This window comes from Enterobacter sp. WI-ESBL-E8, from assembly GCF_053364895.1.
Map to the genome: position 1 here is coordinate 1,587,824 of NZ_JBRWXJ010000001.1, position 20,013 is coordinate 1,607,836.

The window sequence follows — 20,013 nt, forward strand, 5'->3', positions numbered from 1 at the left end:
TCCTTACGCGCTCAGCAGCTGCTTCATATCGTCTTCAACGTTGGTCACGGAACGCAGGCCGAATTTTTCATTCAGCACGGCCAGCAGATCCGGCGTCAGGAAGCCAGGCGCCGTCGGGCCGGTCACGATGTTGGTCACGCCCAGCGAGAGCAGGGTCAGCAGGATGACAATCGCTTTCTGCTCAAACCATGAAAGCACCAGCGACAGCGGCAGATCGTTTACGCCGCAGCCCAGTTTTTCCGCCAGGGTAACGGCAAGAATGATGGCCGAGTAAGCATCGTTACACTGACCGGCATCCACCAGGCGCGGCAGGCCTTCGATGTTGCCGAAGTCCAGCTTGTTGAAGCGGTATTTACCGCACGCAAGCGTCAGGATCAGGCAGTCTTCCGGCACGCGAGTGGCGAAATCGGTGAAGTAGTTCCGCTCGCCGCGCGCGCCGTCGCAGCCGCCGATCAGGAAGATGTGGCGCAGCTTTTCACGGCTGACGAGGTCAATCAGCGAATCTGCGGCGCCGAGCAGGGTTTCACGACCGAAGCCCACGGTGATGAGGTGCGGGATCTCGCTGTACGGGAAGCCTGCCATCTGCTGCGCCTGCGCAATTACCGGAGCGAAATCGTCACCTTCGAGGTGGCTCACGCCCGGCCAGCCAACGATGCTGCGGGTCCAGATGCGGTCATCGTACGCGCCGACGGTAGGGTCGATGATGCAGTTGGATGTCATCACGATAGGGCCAGGGAAGCGGGCAAACTCGACCTGCTGGTTCTGCCAGCCGCTGCCGTAGTTACCGATCAGATGCTTAAATTTACGCAGCTCCGGGTAACCGTGCGCCGGCAGCATTTCGCCGTGGGTATAGACGTTAACGCCAGTGCCTTCGGTTTGCTTCAGCAGGTTGTAGAGATCTTTCAGGTCATGACCGGAGATCAGAATGCATTTACCTTCGGTCGCTTTGACGTTGACCTGGGTCGGCGTTGGGTGGCCGTAGGTGCTGGTTTCACCGGCATCCAGAATGCTCATCACGCGGAAGTTCATCTGGCCGATTTCCATTGAGCATTCCAGCAGCGCGTTCATATCGGCAGGCCAGGTCCCCAGCCACGCCATGATTTTGTGGTACTGCGCGTAAATCTCATTGTCGTACTGACCCAGAACGTGCGCGTGCTCCATATAGGCCGCGGCACCTTTCAGGCCGTACAGGCACAACAGGCGCAGGCCGAGAATGTTCTCGCCAATTGCCGCTTTGTCTTTGTTTGGGGTGAAGTCTGCCGCCTGACGCTGCAGGTCGCCCAGGTCGTCGCTCACCAGCTGGAGTTCTGACATCGGATTTTCCACGCGCGCGCCGGCATCCGCCTTCAGGCACTGTGCTTTCAGCGCTTCACGCAGGGCGATAGCCTCACGAGCATACCCGACGATGCGCGGGGAATCGAAGTTGACGTTAGTCAGCGTGGAGAAAAATGCGCGCGGGGCGAAGCTGTCAACGTAGTGGTCGACGATGCCGTATTCGCGGGCTTTGAATGCCCATGCGGAAAGGCCTTGCAGGGCCGCAATCAGCAGATCCTGCAGGTCAGAAGTCTCTGCGGTTTTGCCGCACATACCCTGTGCGTAAGAGCAGCCATTGCCTGCTGGAGTACGGATAGTTTGTTCACATTGCACACAAAACATAATCACACCTGTTAAAGTTATATTTAATATACATGTTTAAGGTTATGCTCGTGCCGGAACGGTGAAAAGGGCTTTCTGCCACAAAATAGAGGGAGATTGATTTAGCGCAATTTTGGCGGCAGGTTCGCTACCGCCAAAGAAGTATCAGGCAGAGAAGAAGGCCATCAGAACGGGAACCAGCAGGCTTAAAATAAAGCCGTGAACGATAGCGGCGGGCACCATCTCCAGGCCACCTGAGCGCTGTAATACCGGCAGGGTAAAGTCCATCGAGGTTGCGCCGCACAGACCCAGCGCGGTGGAGCGGCTGCGGCGAACCAGCCCCGGGATCAGCATGATGGCAATCAGCTCGCGCGCCAGATCGTTAAAGAAGGCGGCGCTGCCAATCACCGGGCCGAAAGATTCAGTCAGCAGAATACCGGAGAGGGAGTACCAGCCAAAACCTGACGCCATGGCCAGCCCGGTTTTCAGGGGCAGGTCGAGCACAAAGGCATTAATGACGCCTGCCACCATGGAGCTGGCGACAACGATTACGGCAACCATCATTCCGCGACGGTTCAGGACAATCTGTTTCAGCGTCATGCCATTATTTCGCAGCTGGATACCAATCAGGAACAGCAGGAAGATCAGGGTATATTCGCTGGCCTCCGTAGCGTGCTGTAAAAATGCCCAGCCGGTCAGTCCAAGAAGAAAACCCAGCAGCACGACGCCGCACAGTTTTAATGATTCCAGCGCCATTGCAATTCGCGAAGGAAGTTTTTCCTGATGATGGTGATTTTTCCACGGAATAGTGCGCTCAAGCCAGAAGAGTGCGGCAATATTACACAGCAAAATAACCACGACGGTGACGACAGAATAATGCAGGATCGCCAGCAGATTGGTCGCCAGATTATCCAGGAAGGCCAGGCTTATCCCCATAAAGAAAAGAATGACGTAAACAATCCAGCTGAGAAAACGGTTGATTAACCGTAATGCCGATTCCTGACGTAGCGGGATAAGATAGCCCACAATCAGGGGCAGCAGAATAATGAGGAGTCCTGAAAACATGAACAGCCGGTCCTTTTGAGTATCTGTTGAGCGCCAGAGACACTACCCAATAAAGGCTGTTCAGTAAAGCGGCAATAAAAAGCCGGGTGGCGCTAACGCTTACCCGGCCTGTGCGTGCGGCCTGTTGCCCTCACCCCAGCCCTCTCCCACAGGGAGAGGGAGGGAAAGATTAATCGCGTTTTTCCAGCAGAGTGCGGTACAGCACGCCGCCCAGAATACCGCCGACGATTGGCATCACCCAGAACAGCCACAGCTGCTCCAGCGCCCAGCCGCCCTGGAAGATGGCAACTGCGGTACTGCGCGCCGGGTTAACGGACGTGTTGGTGACCGGAATGGAAATCAGGTGGATAAGCGTCAGTGCCAGACCAATGGCAATCGGCGCAAAACCGGCTGGCGCGTGTTTGTCGGTTGCGCCGTGGATCACCAGCAGGAAGCCTGCGGTCAGCACAATTTCAATCACGATGGCAGACAGCATGGAATAGCCGCCCGGAGAGTGCTCGCCGAAGCCGTTAGAGGCGAAACCACTCGCTGCCGCGTCGAAACCGGCTTTACCGCTGGCAATCACGTACAGTACGGCAGCGGCAATAATACCGCCAACCACCTGGGCGACGATATAACCGATAACCTCTTTTGCCGGGAAACGACCGCCCGCCCATAAACCTAACGTTACGGCCGGGTTAAAATGTCCGCCGGAAATATGCCCCACGGCAAAGGCCATGGTTAATACGGTTAAACCAAATGCCAGCGCGACGCCGACAAAACCAATGCCTAATTCCGGGAATGCTGCTGCCAGAACGGCGCTACCGCAGCCACCAAATACCAGCCAGAATGTACCAAAGCATTCTGCTGCTAATTTTCTAAACATAACCACCTCAAAATAATTTTCCGCACGCGTTCCTGCGTGTGGGTTATATCGTCAAAAAGGGATGACGACTCAAAGAGTCTCTATTTTAAAAAATAACAACACCCCTTCGCCACTTAAATAAATTAGATTGGTTTGATTTCAGGCAATGTGATGTCATTCCTTGTTCGAGCCGGCGGTAAATAGAGCATAGCTCATTTTTCAATGGGTGGCTGTTGTACTGTCGTCACCAACATCCTCCCGCTATACTGCTGATAACTTGAAGGAAAAAGTGGTCATTTGTCGGGGGATTTATGCTTCTCGAACGTGTGGAAATTGTCGGATTTCGCGGTATTAACCGTCTGTCGCTCCAGCTTGAGCAAAACAACGTCCTGATCGGCGAGAACGCGTGGGGTAAGTCCAGCCTGCTGGATGCGCTGACGTTACTGCTTTCGCCCGAAGACGACCTGTATCATTTCGTTCGCGACGATTTCTGGTTCCCGCCCGGCGACGTCACGGGGCGCGAGAAGCATCTGCATATCATTCTGACGTTCCGGGAATCCGAGGCCGGCCGTCACCGCGTGCGTCGCTTCCGCCCGCTGTCGTCCTGCTGGGTGCCGTGCGATGACGGTCTCCATCGGATATTTTATCGGCTGGAAGGGGAGATGGCGGAGAACGAAGGGGTGCTGACCCTGCGTGATTTTCTCGATGAGAAAGCCAACCCTATCCCGCTGGACAATATCGACGATCTGGCTCGCCACCTGATCCGCCTGACGCCGGTATTACGCCTGCGGGATGCGCGTTTTATGCGGCGCATTCGTAACGGTACCGTACCGAATATGCCTGAAGTGGAAGTGACGGCCCGCGAGCTGGATTTCCTGGCGCGAGAGCTGGTGTCGCGCCCGCAGAATCTGACCGATGGCCAAATCCGTCAGGGATTGTCCGCGATGGTACAGCTCCTGGAACACTATTTTTCCGAGCAGGGGACGTCGGCGTCACGCCATCGTCTGATGCGCCGACGCTCTCATGATGAGCAGCGAAGCTGGCGCTATCTGGACATCATTAACCGGATGATCGACAGGCCCGGCGGGCGTACGCACCGGGTGATTTTGCTGGGGCTGTTTTCAACGCTTCTGCAGGCCAAAGGCACCGTTCGACTTGACCGGGACGCCCGACCGCTTCTGCTGGTGGAAGATCCCGAAACGCGCCTGCATCCCATCATGCTCTCCGTGGCATGGCATCTGCTGAATTTACTGCCGCTCCAGCGTATTACCACCACCAATTCCGGTGAATTATTATCGCTGACGCCGGTAGAGCACGTCTGTCGTCTGGTGCGTGAATCTTCCCGCGTTTCCGCTTTCCGGCTGGGGCCGGGTGGTTTGAACGCGGAAGACGGGCGGCGCATTGCGTTTCATATCCGCTTTAACCGGGCGTCGTCCCTTTTTGCCCGCTGCTGGCTGCTGGTGGAGGGAGAAACCGAAACCTGGGTCATCAACGAGCTGGCGCGCCAGTGCGGCCATCATTTTGATGCGGAAGGCATTAAGGTGATCGAATTCGCCCAGTCGGGATTAAAGCCGCTGATAAAATTTGCCCGCCGGATGGGGATCGAGTGGCACGTGCTGGTTGACGGCGATGAGGCGGGCAAAAAATATGCCTCGACCGTGCGTGGCCTGCTGAATAACGAGCGAGAAGAAGAGCGCGACCATTTAACCATGCTGCCCGCGATGGACATGGAGCACTTTATGTATCGTCAGGGGTTCGACGACGTTTTCCACCGCATTGCGATGGTGCCGGTCGATGTCCCGATGAACATGCGGCGCGTGATCGCCAAAGCCATTCATCGTTCTTCGAAACCGGATTTAGCCATTGAAGTGGCGACGGAAGCGGGGAGGCGGGGCGTGGAGGCGGTACCAACTCTGCTGCGCAAGATGTTCTCCCGCGTGCTGTGGCTGGCACGCGGGAAAGCGGATTAGCGTTGAGTTGCCTGATTCACCTGCTGAATCAGGCTATCCAGCAGCTCGTAGCGGCGGCGATATTCGGACCGCTTTTTGCTGGCAATCTCTTCCATCGGTTTACGCGGCATGGCAAGCGGCAGCATAAAGTTACCGTTATCCTGTTTTTCTCCCCCGATGGAGATCCAGAAACTGTCGTAATCGGCCAACAGTTTTCCCTCTTTTTTCTTGCGGTAACGCCAGCTGCGATAGATATGGGTGGCGTTACTGACGGCAACAATCTGCTCTACCGGGAAAGCGGTGCCGAGCGTCATGGCGGCTTCGACCAGCAGGCGTTTCGGGAACAGGCCATGACAGGCTTTCGTTGCGCCCTGGATCAGCTCATGAGGAACGTGCGCTTTTGCACCCTGCAAACCGCCAATGAACAGCGTCGCTTTTCCTTCAAACTGGCATAGCGTAAAGGTCATTTCCGCCAGCACCGTGTTTTGGCTATCGCAAAACGCGAGGGTGGCTTCCCCTTCTTTATCCAGGAAGGCATCAGCACACAGACGAACGGTAAATTGCTGTTCATCTTTGCCGGTTAAGGTCAGCAGGGTAAAGCCCTGCTTAGAAAGGTACCCCGTGAGCAGCGTCGCGGGAAGCTGGCGGCTCATGGTCTGATAGTGCCAGTTGAGCGATTCCAGCGCATGCTGACGATCCATATTCACCGTCAGCCAGGGGCGATGCAGCCGGCACGGCAGTCCTGGCTGTACCTGCAACATCTGCATCAGGCGCGGTTGTTTTGCAAGACTCGTTAACAGGCGAGCGGTGCTAAGGGGTGTCGCCAGCGAACGTAACATGAATTTACGTCGATAGGAGGGGTTTTGCCACGCCAGCCCTGGTGTGAGCGTACCGAAAGCCAGATTTTTGAAGAGCTGCCAGCCAGATTTAGGCTGCTGGAGGTTTGAAAAAGGTGTATCGACGATGGAAGACATGATAGATCCTGCTTCTTGATGAAGATCTTCATTTCAGCAGGCGAACTCTCAACGTCTCGTAAACAAATTGTGACGATTTCGGGAAGAAGTGGTTTCGTTGAGGAGTCGTTTAGATAGAATCAACATTATCAATGCCAGAACATTTATTTGGAATATTTATGAACCTCAAGGGAAAACGCAGAACGCTGATTCTGCTGCTGGCGGTCGTGGTTTTAGCCGGTGGGTACTGGCTATGGCAAGTGCTTAATGCGCCTCTACCACAGTATCAGACATTAATTGTTCGCCCGGGCGAACTGCAGCAAAACGTGCTCGCGACGGGCAAGCTTGATGCCCTGCGCAAGGTTGACGTTGGCGCCCAGGTGAGCGGCCAGCTGAAAACGCTGTCGGTAGAGATTGGCGACAAGGTGAAAAAAGGCCAGCTGCTTGGGGTTATCGATCCTGAACAGGCTGAGAACCAGATTAGGGAAGTGGAAGCCACGCTGATGGAGCTGCGCGCGCAGCGTGCGCAGGCGCAGGCAGAGCGTAATCTTGCGCAGGTCACGCTGACCCGCCAGCAGGCGCTGGCGAAAACCCAGGCCATTTCGAAACAAGATTTGGATACGGCCACCACTGAGCTGGCGGTAAAACAGGCGCAGATTGGCACTATCGACGCGCAAATCAAACGCAATCAGGCCTCTCTGGATACGGCCAAAACCAACCTCGACTACACCAAAATCGTCGCGCCGATGGCCGGTGAAGTCACCCAGATCACCACGCTGCAGGGCCAGACGGTGATTGCCGCCCAGCAGGCACCAAACATCCTGACGCTGGCGGACATGAGCACCATGCTGGTCAAGGCCCAGGTATCAGAAGCGGACGTTATCCATCTGAAGCCGGGGCAAAATGCCTGGTTTACGGTGCTGGGCGACCCGCAGACGCGCTACGAAGGCGTGCTGAAAGACATCCTGCCAACGCCGGAAAAGGTTAACGACGCCATCTTCTATTATGCCCGTTTTGAAGTGCCGAACCCGCAGGGTGTGCTGCGTCTGGATATGACCGCCCAGGTGCATATCCAGCTGACCGGCGTGAAGAACGTGCTGACCATTCCACTCTCTGCGCTGGGTGAATCCGCCGGGGAGAGCCGTTATAAAGTGAAAGTGCTGCGCAACGGGGAAACGCGCGAGCGTGAAGTGGTGATTGGCGCGCGCAACGACACCGATGTGGTGGTAGTGAAAGGGCTGGAAGAGGGTGAGGAGGTTGTCACCAGCGAAAGCCTGCCCGGAGCCGCTAAATGACGGCGCTGCTTGAGCTGAACGACATCCGTCGCAGCTATCCCTCCGGCGATGGCCCGGTGGAAGTGCTAAAAGGCATCTCCCTGCGCGTGGAAGCGGGCGAGATGGTGGCGATTGTCGGGGCGTCGGGTTCCGGTAAATCGACGCTGATGAACATTCTCGGGTGCCTGGATAAACCGACCAGCGGTACCTATCGCGTGGCCGGAACGGACGTCTCCACGCTGGACGGCGACGCGCTGGCAAAGCTGCGCCGCGAGCACTTTGGCTTTATCTTCCAGCGTTACCATCTGCTTTCTCACCTCAATGCGGCGCAGAACGTTGAAGTGCCTGCGGTGTATGCCGGCGTCGAGCGGAAAAAACGGCTTGAGCGCGCGCAGATGCTGCTGACGCGCCTGGGGCTGGCGGAGCGGGTGGAGTACCAGCCCTCGCAGCTTTCCGGCGGACAGCAGCAGCGTGTGAGTATTGCCCGCGCCCTGATGAACGGCGGGCAGGTGATCCTCGCGGATGAGCCAACCGGCGCGCTCGACAGCCATTCCGGTGAAGAGGTGATGGCGATCCTGCATCAGCTGCGCGATCAGGGGCACACGGTCATCATCGTTACCCACGACCCGCAGGTCGCGGCGCAGGCGGAACGCATTATTGAGATCCACGACGGCGAGCTGGTGAGAAACCCACCGCCGCGCGAGTCCCGGGCGGCCGCACCGAAAGAGGCGCTACCGCCCGCAACCGGCTGGGGGCAGTTCTCCAGCGGCTTTCGTGAAGCGCTGACCATGGCCTGGCTGGCAATGGCGGCCAACAAAATGCGTACCCTGCTGACGATGCTCGGCATCATTATCGGTATCGCCTCGGTGGTGTCGATTGTGGTGGTGGGCGACGCTGCCAAGCAGTTAGTACTGGCAGATATCCGCGCCATCGGCACCAATACCATTGACGTCTATCCCGGCAAAGACTTTGGCGACGACGAACCGCAGTATCAGCAGGCGCTGAAATATGACGACCTGGCGGCGATTCAGAAGCAGCCGTGGGTGAACTCCGCTACGCCTGCCGTTTCGCAAAACCTTCGGCTGCGCGTGGGCAACGTTGACGTTGCCGCCAGCGCCAACGGCGTCAGCGGGGACTACTTCAACGTCTACGGCATGACCTTCAGCGAAGGGGCGACCTTTAACGCCGAACAGCTGGCGGGCAGGGCGCAGGTGGTGGTGCTGGACGCGAACTCGCGCAGGCAGCTCTTCCCCAATAAAGCGAATGTGGTGGGGGAAGTAATCCTGGTCGGCAACATGCCTGCCACGGTTATTGGCGTGGCGGAAGAGAAACAGTCGATGTTTGGCAGCAGCAAGATCCTGCGCGTCTGGCTGCCGTATACCACCATCTCCGGGCGGATTATGGGGCAGTCCTGGCTTAACTCCATCACCGTGCGCGTGAAGGAGGGCTACGACAGCGCACTGGCCGAGCAGCAGCTTGAGCGGCTGTTAACCCTGCGCCACGGGAAGAAAGATTTTTTCACCTGGAATATGGACGGCCTCTTGAAAACGGCGGAAAAGACCACACGTACTCTTCAGCTGTTCCTCACGCTGGTGGCGGTCATTTCGCTGGTCGTTGGCGGCATCGGGGTGATGAATATCATGCTGGTGTCGGTGACCGAACGCACGCGGGAAATTGGCATCCGCATGGCGGTCGGGGCCAGAGCCAGCGATGTCCTGCAGCAGTTTTTGATTGAGGCGGTGCTGGTATGTCTGGTGGGGGGCGCGATGGGAATTGCGCTCTCAATGATGATCGCGTTTGCGCTCCAGCTCTTTTTACCCGGCTGGGAGATCGGTTTCTCGCCGGTTGCCATTATTACCGCTTTTTTGTGTTCAACCTTTACCGGCATTTTGTTTGGCTGGTTGCCCGCCCGCAATGCGGCGCGGCTGGATCCGGTGGATGCACTGGCTCGCGAATAGGCTGAAAATAAAAATGCCAGCCGATCGGGCTGGCATTTTGACTGCGGGATGTACACAATAAAACAGAGAGCTATGCAACCGTCTCTGCTTCGATGGGCACGATAAGGCTTGCATGATTGCCTTTTGGTCCCTGGTGTACATCGAACCGGACTGACTGCCCGGCCTTGAGCGTTCTGTAACCATCCATCTGAATGGTGGAATAGTGAGCGAAGATATCCTCGCCGCCGCCTTCGGGGCAGATGAAGCCAAACCCTTTGGCGTTGTTGAACCACTTAACAGTACCCATTTCCATGCTTCGACATCCTTCGTAAATCTTATAAGTTAAGATGGAATGAACCGGTGGTGGAGTGGGGGCTGTTCAAAACCTCGCCATCTCACGCTTGTACAATTTAGAGAAACGAAAGAAGTCGTCAAGCGTTTGGCGCTGGAGATGGGACAATAATCAACCAAAGTTTGAAGCAGTTAACGCTATTGCAACAGTTTGTGACAGACATCGCGGATGACAGTAATAGATGATTGTTATCTAACATCTGAGGTAGATTCAAAGTGGTTATGCAAAATGGGTAAGACCAACGACTGGCTGGATTTTGACCAGCTGGCGGAAGACAAAGTGCGTGACGCGCTAAAACCGCCATCTATGTATAAAGTTATGTTAATGAACGATGATTACACGCCGATGGAATTTGTTATTGACGTGCTACAAAAGTTCTTTTCTTATGATGTAGAACGTGCAACGCAACTGATGCTTACCGTTCATTATCGTGGCAAAGCTATCTGCGGCATCTTCACAGCCGAAGTGGCGGAAACCAAAGTGGCGATGGTGAACGACTATGCGAGGGAGAACGAGCATCCGTTGCTGTGTACGCTGGAAAAGGCCTGATAAGGCATAAAATTGGGGGAGGTGCCTATGCTCAATCAAGAACTGGAACTCAGTTTAAACATGGCTTTCGCCAGAGCGCGTGAGCACCGACATGAGTTTATGACCGTCGAGCACCTGCTGCTCGCACTGCTTAGCAACCCATCTGCCCGCGAAGCGCTGGAAGCCTGCTCCGTGGATCTGGTGGCGCTACGTCAGGAACTCGAAGCCTTCATCGAACAAACCACACCGGTGCTGCCAGCCAGTGAAGAGGAGCGCGACACGCAGCCGACGCTTAGCTTCCAGCGCGTGCTGCAGCGCGCGGTTTTCCATGTCCAGTCTTCCGGACGTAGCGAAGTGACTGGCGCAAATGTATTAGTCGCCATCTTTAGCGAGCAGGAGTCACAGGCTGCCTACCTGCTGCGCAAACACGAAGTCAGCCGACTCGACGTGGTTAACTTTATTTCTCACGGAACGCGCAAAGACGAGCCTAACCAGGCATCGGATTCCAGCAATCAGGTCAATAACAATGAAGAGCAAGCAGGCGGGGAGGATCGTATGGAAAACTTCACCACCAACCTTAACCAGCTTGCTCGCGTTGGCGGTATCGATCCGCTGATTGGTCGCGATAAAGAGCTGGAGCGCGCGATCCAGGTGCTGTGCCGTCGCCGCAAGAACAACCCGCTGCTGGTGGGGGAATCTGGCGTGGGTAAAACCGCGATTGCCGAAGGGCTTGCCTGGCGCATTGTGCAGGGCGACGTGCCGGAAGTCATTGCCGATTGCACCATCTACTCGCTGGATATCGGCTCGCTGCTGGCGGGCACCAAATACCGCGGTGATTTTGAAAAACGCTTCAAGGCGCTGTTAAAGCAGCTGGAGCAGGACACCAACAGCATCCTGTTTATCGATGAAATCCACACCATCATCGGCGCAGGTGCGGCCTCCGGTGGCCAGGTGGATGCCGCGAACCTGATTAAACCGCTGCTCTCCAGCGGCAAGATCCGCGTGATTGGCTCCACCACCTACCAGGAGTTCAGCAACATCTTTGAGAAAGACCGCGCGCTGGCGCGCCGCTTCCAGAAAATCGACGTGACTGAACCGTCCGTCGAGGAAACGGTGCAGATCATCAACGGCCTGAAGCCGAAGTACGAAGCGCACCACGACGTGCGTTATACCGCGAAAGCGGTCCGTGCGGCGGTGGAGCTGGCGGTGAAATACATCAACGACCGTCACCTGCCGGATAAGGCGATTGACGTGATTGATGAGGCCGGGGCGCGTGCGCGTCTGATGCCAGCCAGCAAGCGTAAGAAAACCGTTAACGTGGCGGATATTGAGTCTGTAGTGGCCCGCATCGCGCGCATCCCTGAGAAGAGCGTTTCTCAGAGCGACCGTGACACGCTGCGCACCCTCGGCAACCGCCTGAAAATGCTGGTCTTTGGTCAGGATAAAGCCATTGAGGCCTTAACCGAAGCGATCAAGATGGCCCGTGCCGGACTGGGGCATGACCACAAGCCTGTCGGCTCCTTCCTGTTCGCCGGCCCGACCGGCGTGGGGAAAACTGAGGTAACGGTTCAGCTCTCCAAAGCGCTGGGCATTGAGCTGCTGCGCTTTGATATGTCCGAGTATATGGAGCGTCACACCGTCAGCCGTTTGATTGGTGCGCCTCCGGGATACGTGGGCTTTGACCAGGGCGGCCTGCTCACCGACGCGGTGATCAAGCATCCGCACGCGGTACTGCTGCTCGATGAAATCGAGAAAGCCCACCCGGACGTGTTCAACATCCTGCTGCAGGTGATGGACAACGGGACGCTGACCGACAACAACGGGCGCAAGGCGGACTTCCGCAACGTGGTGCTGGTGATGACCACCAACGCCGGGGTGCGTGAAACCGAGCGTAAATCCATCGGCCTGATCCACCAGGATAACAGCACCGATGCGATGGAAGAGATCAAGAAGATCTTTACGCCAGAGTTCCGTAACCGTCTGGACAACATTATCTGGTTCGATCACCTGTCTACCGACGTGATCCATCAGGTAGTGGATAAGTTCATCGTCGAGCTGCAGGTTCAGCTGGATCAGAAAGGCGTCTCGCTGGAAGTGAGCCAGGAAGCCCGCAACTGGCTGGCTGAGAAAGGCTACGACCGTGCGATGGGTGCCCGTCCGATGGCGCGCGTCATTCAGGACAACCTGAAGAAACCGCTGGCGAACGAGCTGCTGTTTGGCTCGCTGGTGGACGGCGGCCAGGTGACCGTGGCGCTGGATCAGGCGAAGAACGAGCTGACGTACGATTTCCAGAGTGCGGCGAAGCACAAGCCGGAAGCGGCTCACTAACGTAACTTAAATAAAAAGCCGGGTTTTTTAACCCGGCTTTTTTGTGCCTGTTTTTCTCCCTCTCCCTGTGGGAGAGAGGTGCAGGGTGAGGGTATTGGACCGCACTAAAATACATCTTCCCGCACAGCCACATTGAAGCCACAAATAAAAAAGGCCGGGATTATCCCGACCTTTTAAATATTCATCTGCCATTACAGGCGAAAACAATTAGCGACTACGGAAGACAATGCGGCCTTTGCTCAGGTCGTACGGGGTCAGTTCAACAGTCACTTTGTCGCCCGTCAAAATGCGGATGTAGTTTTTGCGCATTTTACCGGAGATGTGCGCAGTTACCACGTGACCGTTTTCCAGCTCTACGCGAAACATGGTATTAGGCAACGTATCAAGTACGGTACCCTGCATTTCAATATTGTCTTCTTTGGCCATCTAATCCTCTGGGGTATCACTACCAAGTTTTGAACCGGCAAGATAATGCCGAAATTCATCAATTAAGTAAAGAATTGCGCGATTAAAACGCAGCAAAACAGTTTCGGCGCATTGCCCAAGCGTCACGGTACAACCGAACAGGAAGCGCATTCGTAAAGGGGAGACAACAGGATAAACGTCAGGACGTTATCTGAAGCGAGGGTCCCAAACGGCGGCGGGGCAACAGGCAGAAGCTACTCTGCGGCATAATTATAACACCCTCAAAAAAAATATGCGGAAAACATTTAGGCATTGGGCATAAAGAGCGTTCTCGGTATCCAGAAGTCGCGCGGCAGCTTCTCCTGACGGCTGGCATCCAGATGCTCGATGTACTGACGACGCGGAATTTCAACAGCCCCCAGGGAGGCCGTGTGCTCGTTGAGCACCTGGCAATCGATCAGGCGTCCGCCGCGTTGGGCAAACGCCTGGCAGAAGACCAGCAGTGCGGTTTTCGATGCGTTAACCGCGCGCGAGAACATCGACTCGCCACAAAACAGCGTTCCTTGCGCCACGCCGTACATCCCGCCGACGAGTGAGCCACCTTCCCATACTTCGATGGAGTGGGCGTAGCCAAGCTCATGGAGCTGATGGTAAGCGGTAATGATATCGCGGGTTATCCATGTCCCTTCATAGCGGTCTTCGGCACAGCCTTCAATCACCTGACCAAAGGCGTGGTTGAGGGTGACGCGGTAGGGTGATTTCGTATGGAAACGCTTCATGCTGCGGCTCAGATGAAACTGCTCTGGCCACAGCACGGCACGCGGATCGGGAGACCACCATAAAATCGGGTCGCCGGGGGAAAACCAGGGAAAGATACCGCGCTGGTAAGCCATCAATAGCCGCGCAGGACTGAGGTCACCGCCAAGTGCCAGCAGCCCATTGGGCTCACGCAGCGCCCCCTCCGGAGAAGGGAACGCGATGTTATGACGAGAAAGCTGGACCAGGCGCATGACAGCAGAACTCCAGTACGCGAGTGAGGACGCTACAAATATAGTCTACAGACGCTGTTTAAACTGGTAGTAGCGACCCTGTTTCGCCAACAGTTCTGTGTGACTACCTTGCTCAATAATGTGTCCGTTGTCCATCACAATTATCCGATCAAGGTTCGCCAGACCGCGCAGGCGGTGCGTGACCATCAGCACGGTTTTTCCGCTCATCACCTTTGCCAGCAAATCAAGGATTTGGCTCTCGGTGGTGGCGTCCAGTCCTTCAGTAGGTTCATCGAGCAGCATCAGCGGGGCATCGTGCAGCAGCGCCCGCGCAATAGCCAGACGGCGCAGTTCACCGCCGGAGAGCTGACGGCCCCCTTCGCCCAGCCAGCTGTTTAACCCTTCGTCCTCCAGCAGCTTATGCAGGCCGACCTGTTCCAGCATGGCGCGAAGCGCATCATCAGAGGCGTCCGGCGCCGCCAGCAGCAGGTTATCGCGCAGGGTAGCGCTAAACAGATGCACGCGCTGGGGAACGACGCTGACGGTCTTGCGCAGGGCCTGCTCGCTGAAATCTGTCAGCAACGTATTATTAAAACGAATCTGGCCGCGCTGCGGATCCCAGGCGCGCGTCAGCAGCTGTAGCAGCGTCGATTTACCGCAGCCGGTACGCCCGAGGATCGCAATCCGCTCTCCTGCGCTTACAGAGAGAGTAATGCCGTCCAGCGCATTCTGAGCCTGCCTGTCGTAGGCAAAGGTGACATCATCAAGCGCGAGTGCAACCTGCTCTGGCACCTCAGTCTGACTGGCGCTGAACGTGACTTCAGGTTCCTGCTCGGCAATCTGCGTGATGCGCAGGGCAGAGGCGATCACTTGCCCCAGATGCTGGAAGGCGCCCGTCACCGGTGCCAGCGCTTCAAACGCGGCGAGTGCACAAAAAACGAAGAGGGCAATCAGGGGGCCAGGCTGCGTATTACCCCCGACATTGCCGGAAGCCAGCCACAGCATGGCAATGACGGCCACGCCGCCGATGAGCATCATCAGCGCCTGGGAAAATGCAGTCAGCTCCGACTGGCGTCGCTGGGCCTCATGCCAGTTCAGCTCCGTACTTTCCATGCGCGCGCGGTAGCGCTTGCTGGCACCAAAAATGGTCAGCTCGGCCTGCCCCTGTAGCCAGGAAGTCAGCTGCTGGCGATAATCTCCACGCAGACGCGTCAGGTTTTCGCCGGTGGATTTGCCGGCGCGGTAAAACAGCGGCGGAAGAATGATGAGCGTCAACAGCATGATCCCGCCCAGCGTGAGCGCAACGGAAACGTCCAGCACGGACAGCCCCAGCGTGACCACCACAATCACCACAAACGCGCCCACTATCGGGGAGATCACGCGCAGGTAAAGGTGATCCAGCGTGTCGACATCTGCAACGACGCGGTTAAGTAACTCACCCTGACGAAAACGCGCCAGCCCGGCAGGGGAGAGGGGCAGCAGTTTGCTGAAGGTGTAGATGCGCAGGTGCTGTAGCACGCGGAAAGTGGCGTCGTGGCTGACCAGCCGCTCGAAATAGCGCCCGGCAGTACGGGTGATGGCAGTACCGCGAACACCCGCAGCCGGGAGCATATAGTTGAAGCTGTACAACCCGGCAACGCCCGCGACGGCCGAGGCCGACAAGAACCAGCCGGAAAGCGTGAGCAGACCAATGCTGGCGAGCAGGGTCACAATCGCCAGCACAATCCCAAGCGTCAGCATCCACTTGTGGCGTTTATAGAGCGCAAGATAGGGCAGCAGAGCGCGCATCAGATGTCCTCCTGACGGTTCGCCAGCAGGATGGCAAACGGCCCCTGCGCGGCAACAAGAGAGGCGTAATCGCCTTGCTCAACGATACGGCCATTTTCCATGACCCAGATCTGGTCCCAGTCGGCAATGCCTTCAAGCTGGTGGGTGACCATCAGCGTCGTTTGCTGCAGGGAGGCGGCGTTCAGGGCGTGCATGACGCGCTGTTCGCTGTGAGCGTCCAGGCTGGCTGCGGGCTCATCCAGCAGCATCAGCTGGCATGGGTTCAGCAGCGCGCGGGCAACGGCCACACGCTGCGCCTGTCCAACCGAAAGCCCGGCGGACTGGTCGCCGACAACGGTATCCACCCCATGCGGGAGCAGCGGCAGAAACTCGCTGACCCAGGCGCGGTCGAGAACCGATTGCAGTTCATCTTCTCGCGCATCCGGGCGCGCCAGAAGCACGTTCTCGCGCAGCGTAGAGGCCGGAAGCTGCGGGTTTTGTCCTACCCAGCTGAGCTGTTTACGCCAGGCGTCAGGATCGAGGTTGCGCAGTTCGGTTTTGTTTATCCGCAGTGAACCGGTATAGGCCATAAAACCGGACAGCGCATTCAGCAGCGAACTTTTCCCTGAACCGCTGATGCCGACAAGCACCACGCGCTTTCCGGCTGGCAGGGTAAAGTTCAGCGGGCCTGCCAGCACCTTACCTTCAGGCGAGAGGATGCAAAAATCACTCGCCTCAAGAGTCACGGGCTCTTTGGCATTCAGGGTCACATCACCCCGCTCAGGGTGCGCCAGCGGCGTTTCCAGGAACGTTTTCAGACTGTCGGCCGCGCCAACCGCCTGCGCTTTGGCGTGATAGAAGGTCCCCAGATCGCGAAGCGGCTGGAAAAACTCGGGGGCCAGGATCAGCGCCAGAAACCCGGCGGAAAGGGTTACCGCGGTGCCGTAATGGCCGAAATCGAGCGCGCCGAGATAGGAGAAGCCGAAGTAGACCGCCACAAGGGCAATCGACAGCGAGGTAAAGAATTCCAGTACGCCTGAGGACAAGAAGGCGAGGCGCAACACTTCCATGGTGCGCTGGCGGAAGTCCTGCGATGCCTGGCGAATGTTTTCGGTTTCCGCTTCACCGCGGCCAAAAATGCGTAACGTCTCCATACCGCGCAGACGGTCAAGGAAATGGCCGCTTAAGCGACCCAATGCCAGGAAGTTACGGCGGTTGGCATCCGCTGCCCCCATTCCGACCAGCGCCATAAACAGCGGGATCAGCGGGGCGGTGCCCATCAGAATCAGCGCGGCCATCCAGTTTACCGGGAAGATGGCAATCACAATCAGCAGCGGAACGAAGACGGCAAGGGCCATTTGCGGCAGATAGCGTGCGTAGTAGTCGTGCATATCGTCAATCTGCTCAAGGATCAGCGTCGCCCAGCTTCCGGCCGGTTTTCCCTGGATCCACGCGGGCCCGGCTTCCTGAAGACGATCCAGCACCTGACGGCGGATCTCGTAGCGGATATGCTGTCCGGCGTGGAAACCGACGCGCTCACGCAGCCACACCACCCAGGCGCGCAGGACAAAAATCAGGATCAGGACAATAAAGGGCAGCAGGAGCGCTTCGCGCGGAATATTCTCCATGATCATGTGATTAAGAATGCGGGCCAGCAGCCATGCCTGGGCAACAATCAACAGACCGCTAACGAATCCCAGGAGACGAGAAATCGTAAGCCAGCGGCGGGAAATAACGCTTTGCTGTTTCAGCCAGCGTGTTAACTCTTGTTGACGGGTTTTTTCCATTGCGTACTTTGCAGGTGACGTTATTAGAAGTTGGGCAGCGCAATGTTACAACGGGGAGACAATAAAGGCGACTTATCGCCGCCTTTATTTACGTTTGTTACTGACTTGTAAAGATTATTTACCTTGTTCAGCCAGTCCGTCGAGGTAGCGTTCGGCGTCCAGCGCGGCCATACAGCCGGTGCCCGCAGAAGTAATCGCCTGGCGGTAAATGTGGTCCATCACGTCGCCGGCCGCGAACACGCCCGGGATACTGGTTTGGGTCGCGTTACCGTGAATGCCAGACTGCACTTTAATGTAGCCGTTTTCCAGCTCCAGCTGACCGTCGAAGATGGCGGTGTTCGGGCTGTGACCGATTGCCACAAACAGGCCAGCCACTTCCAGCGTTTCGACGTTGTCGGTGTTCTGGGTATCACGGATACGCAGACCGGCAACGCCCATCTGGTCGCCCGTGACTTCTTCGAGGGTACGGTTGGTGTGCAGCACGATGTTGCCGCTTGCCACTTTATCCATCAGACGTTTGATCAGGATCTTCTCCGCGCGGAAGGTGTCGCGACGGTGGATCAGGTGCACTTCTGAGGCAATGTTCGCCAGGTAAAGCGCTTCTTCGACTGCGGTGTTGCCGCCGCCGATGACCGCGACCTTCTGATTGCGGTAGAAGAAACCGTCACAGGTTGCGCAGGCAGAGACGCCGCGGCCTTTGAACGCTTCTTCGGATGGCAGACCGAGGTAACGGGCAGAGGCACCGGTTGCGACGATCAGCGCATCACAGGTGTATTCGCCGCTGTCACCCGTCAGGCGGAACGGACGGTTCTGCAGATCGACCTTGTTAATGTGGTCGAACAGAATTTCGGTTTCGAATTTAGCGGCATGCTCGTGCATACGTTCCATCAGCAGCGGCCCGGTCAGGTCGTTCGGATCGCCTGGCCAGTTTTCCACTTCGGTGGTGGTGGTCAGCTGACCGCCTTTTTCCATGCCGGTGATTAATACCGGTTGCAGGTTAGCGCGTGCAGCATAGACCGCTGCGGTATATCCCGCAGGTCCAGAACCAAGGATTAGCAGCTTACTGTGTTTGGCCGTGCCCATGAGATCCCCATTGTTGTTGGCAGACATTTGGCAGGATTGTAGGGAATTTGTTGTCGTAAAAAAAGAGCGCAGCAATTTTGTTATCAATCCATGTAATAGCTACGGACGATGAATGACGCGCGATAACATCAGGCTTTCTCCTGAAAATCGGTCGTTTGTAAGGCAATAAAATGAGGATTAATACCCTGCCGTAATGAATATCCGGCATGTTGTACTAAAAAACGATGTTTTGCTTTGACAATCCCCTGCGCTTTTGCGAAAACATTCAAGGAAGAAAAAAAACCGCGTTAACCGTATGCCGCATAGGCATGCACGTAAATGCCATTTTTACCGGGTCAGTGAAATCTACGCATGGCGTGGACAGACGCCATACGTGATGTCGGTGACTGCCTTCGGGCAACGGTCTTCTTACCAACAGAACCCGAATCCGCATCGCGTCTAATACAAAACCAGGCGATGTGATGACTAACGGGTACAGGCTCTGAACAGTGATGTGCACAGGGTCCAGGCAGGAGTAGGGAAGGAATACAGAGAGACAATAATAATGGTAGATAGCAAGAAGCGCCCTGGCAAAGATCTCGACCGTATCGATCGTAACATTCTTAATGAATTGCAAAAGGATGGGCGTATTTCCAACGTCGAGCTTTCAAAACGTGTGGGACTTTCCCCGACGCCGTGCCTTGAGCGTGTGCGCCGACTGGAAAGACAGGGTTTTATTCAGGGCTATACGGCTCTGCTGAACCCGCATTATCTGGATGCCTCACTTCTGGTATTTGTTGAGATTACTCTGAATCGTGGTGCACCGGATGTGTTTGAGCAATTTAACGCCGCTGTACAAAAACTTGAAGAAATTCAAGAGTGTCACCTGGTTTCCGGTGATTTCGACTACCTGTTGAAAACCCGTGTGCCTGATATGTCCGCCTACCGTAAGCTGCTGGGGGAAACCCTGCTGCGTCTGCCAGGCGTGAACGACACCCGTACGTATGTGGTGATGGAAGAGGTCAAACAGAGCAATCGTCTGGTTATTAAGACGCGCTAACACGGAACAGGTGCAAAATCAGCGTAGTTTGATTACACTCCTGTTAATCCATACAGCAACAGTGCCGGGGAGTCCCGG

At 56.4% G+C, this 20,013-nt stretch carries 16 protein-coding genes; 6 read left to right on the plus strand and 10 right to left on the minus strand.

What is annotated here, in order from left to right; translation table 11 throughout:
- Positions 1-3: 3 nt before the first annotated feature.
- The 3 genes from hcp to aqpZ form a co-directional block, all read right to left on the minus strand.
- Complete coding sequence (gene hcp / locus ACWHWP_RS07560; RefSeq protein ID WP_447855343.1) at positions 4-1,656, minus strand: hydroxylamine reductase; 1,653 nt, start codon at positions 1,654-1,656, stop codon at positions 4-6.
- 144 nt (positions 1,657-1,800) lie between these two features.
- Positions 1,801-2,700 carry a lysine exporter LysO family protein gene (locus tag ACWHWP_RS07565; RefSeq protein WP_059310435.1) on the minus strand — a complete coding sequence of 300 codons (900 nt, stop codon included), beginning with the start codon at positions 2,698-2,700 and terminating at the stop codon, positions 1,801-1,803.
- Positions 2,701-2,869: 169 nt separating this feature from the next.
- On the minus strand, positions 2,870-3,565 hold the full coding sequence (aqpZ, locus tag ACWHWP_RS07570) for an aquaporin Z (protein WP_025756038.1): 696 nt from the start codon (positions 3,563-3,565) through the stop codon (positions 2,870-2,872).
- Between the two features lie 290 nt (positions 3,566-3,855).
- On the opposite strand from aqpZ, the gene ACWHWP_RS07575 reads away from it, so the two are divergent.
- Positions 3,856-5,514 (plus strand): ATP-dependent endonuclease, encoded by a 1,659-nt coding sequence (locus ACWHWP_RS07575; RefSeq protein ID WP_059310434.1) that lies wholly within the window; start codon positions 3,856-3,858, stop codon positions 5,512-5,514.
- On the opposite strand, the gene ACWHWP_RS07580 is transcribed toward ACWHWP_RS07575, so the two are convergent.
- Positions 5,511-6,467, minus strand: a complete 957-nt coding sequence (locus tag ACWHWP_RS07580; RefSeq protein ID WP_059310433.1) for a VirK/YbjX family protein — start codon at positions 6,465-6,467, stop codon at positions 5,511-5,513. The two genes, ACWHWP_RS07575 and ACWHWP_RS07580, sit on opposite strands and share 4 nt — an antisense overlap.
- Before the next feature lie 158 nt (positions 6,468-6,625).
- Here ACWHWP_RS07580 and macA point away from each other — a divergent pair, with 158 nt between their 5' ends.
- Positions 6,626-7,741 carry a macrolide transporter subunit MacA gene (gene macA, locus ACWHWP_RS07585; protein WP_047347378.1) on the plus strand — a complete coding sequence of 372 codons (1,116 nt, stop codon included), beginning with the start codon at positions 6,626-6,628 and terminating at the stop codon, positions 7,739-7,741.
- On the plus strand, positions 7,738-9,678 hold the full coding sequence (gene macB, locus ACWHWP_RS07590) for a macrolide ABC transporter ATP-binding protein/permease MacB (RefSeq protein ID WP_447855344.1): 1,941 nt from the start codon (positions 7,738-7,740) through the stop codon (positions 9,676-9,678). The genes macA and macB overlap by 4 nt, the downstream gene beginning before the upstream one ends.
- 70 nt (positions 9,679-9,748) lie before the next feature.
- Here the strand turns inward: macB and cspD are convergent, their stop codons facing one another.
- Positions 9,749-9,970 carry a cold shock-like protein CspD gene (gene cspD / locus ACWHWP_RS07595; protein WP_008499993.1) on the minus strand — a complete coding sequence of 74 codons (222 nt, stop codon included), beginning with the start codon at positions 9,968-9,970 and terminating at the stop codon, positions 9,749-9,751.
- Between the two features lie 267 nt (positions 9,971-10,237).
- On the opposite strand from cspD, the gene clpS reads away from it, so the two are divergent.
- Positions 10,238-10,558, plus strand: coding sequence for an ATP-dependent Clp protease adapter ClpS (clpS, locus tag ACWHWP_RS07600; RefSeq protein ID WP_006174393.1), 321 nt, complete (start codon positions 10,238-10,240; stop codon positions 10,556-10,558).
- A gap of 27 nt (positions 10,559-10,585) precedes the next feature.
- Positions 10,586-12,865, plus strand: a complete 2,280-nt coding sequence (gene clpA / locus ACWHWP_RS07605; RefSeq protein WP_023335109.1) for an ATP-dependent Clp protease ATP-binding subunit ClpA — start codon at positions 10,586-10,588, stop codon at positions 12,863-12,865.
- Positions 12,866-13,072: 207 nt separating this feature from the next.
- On the opposite strand, the gene infA is transcribed toward clpA, so the two are convergent.
- The 5 genes from infA to trxB form a co-directional block, all read right to left on the minus strand.
- Positions 13,073-13,291, minus strand: a complete 219-nt coding sequence (gene infA / locus ACWHWP_RS07610; RefSeq protein WP_002211347.1) for a translation initiation factor IF-1 — start codon at positions 13,289-13,291, stop codon at positions 13,073-13,075.
- Positions 13,292-13,575: 284 nt separating this feature from the next.
- Positions 13,576-14,280, minus strand: coding sequence for a leucyl/phenylalanyl-tRNA--protein transferase (aat, locus tag ACWHWP_RS07615; RefSeq protein ID WP_063431063.1), 705 nt, complete (start codon positions 14,278-14,280; stop codon positions 13,576-13,578).
- A 45-nt stretch (positions 14,281-14,325) separates the two neighbouring features.
- Complete coding sequence (gene cydC, locus ACWHWP_RS07620; RefSeq protein WP_447855345.1) at positions 14,326-16,047, minus strand: heme ABC transporter ATP-binding protein/permease CydC; 1,722 nt, start codon at positions 16,045-16,047, stop codon at positions 14,326-14,328.
- A complete protein-coding gene (cydD, locus tag ACWHWP_RS07625) occupies positions 16,047-17,813 on the minus strand; it encodes a heme ABC transporter permease/ATP-binding protein CydD (RefSeq protein WP_063431059.1) in 1,767 nt (588 codons plus the stop codon). The genes cydC and cydD overlap by 1 nt, the downstream gene beginning before the upstream one ends.
- Positions 17,814-17,927: 114 nt before the next feature.
- On the minus strand, positions 17,928-18,896 hold the full coding sequence (gene trxB, locus ACWHWP_RS07630; protein ID WP_047346924.1) for a thioredoxin-disulfide reductase: 969 nt from the start codon (positions 18,894-18,896) through the stop codon (positions 17,928-17,930).
- A gap of 544 nt (positions 18,897-19,440) precedes the next feature.
- Between trxB and lrp the strand changes: the two genes are divergently transcribed.
- Entirely contained in the window at positions 19,441-19,935 is a 495-nt protein-coding gene (lrp, locus tag ACWHWP_RS07635; protein WP_000228469.1) for a leucine-responsive transcriptional regulator Lrp, read from the plus strand.
- Positions 19,936-20,013 lie beyond the last annotated feature (78 nt).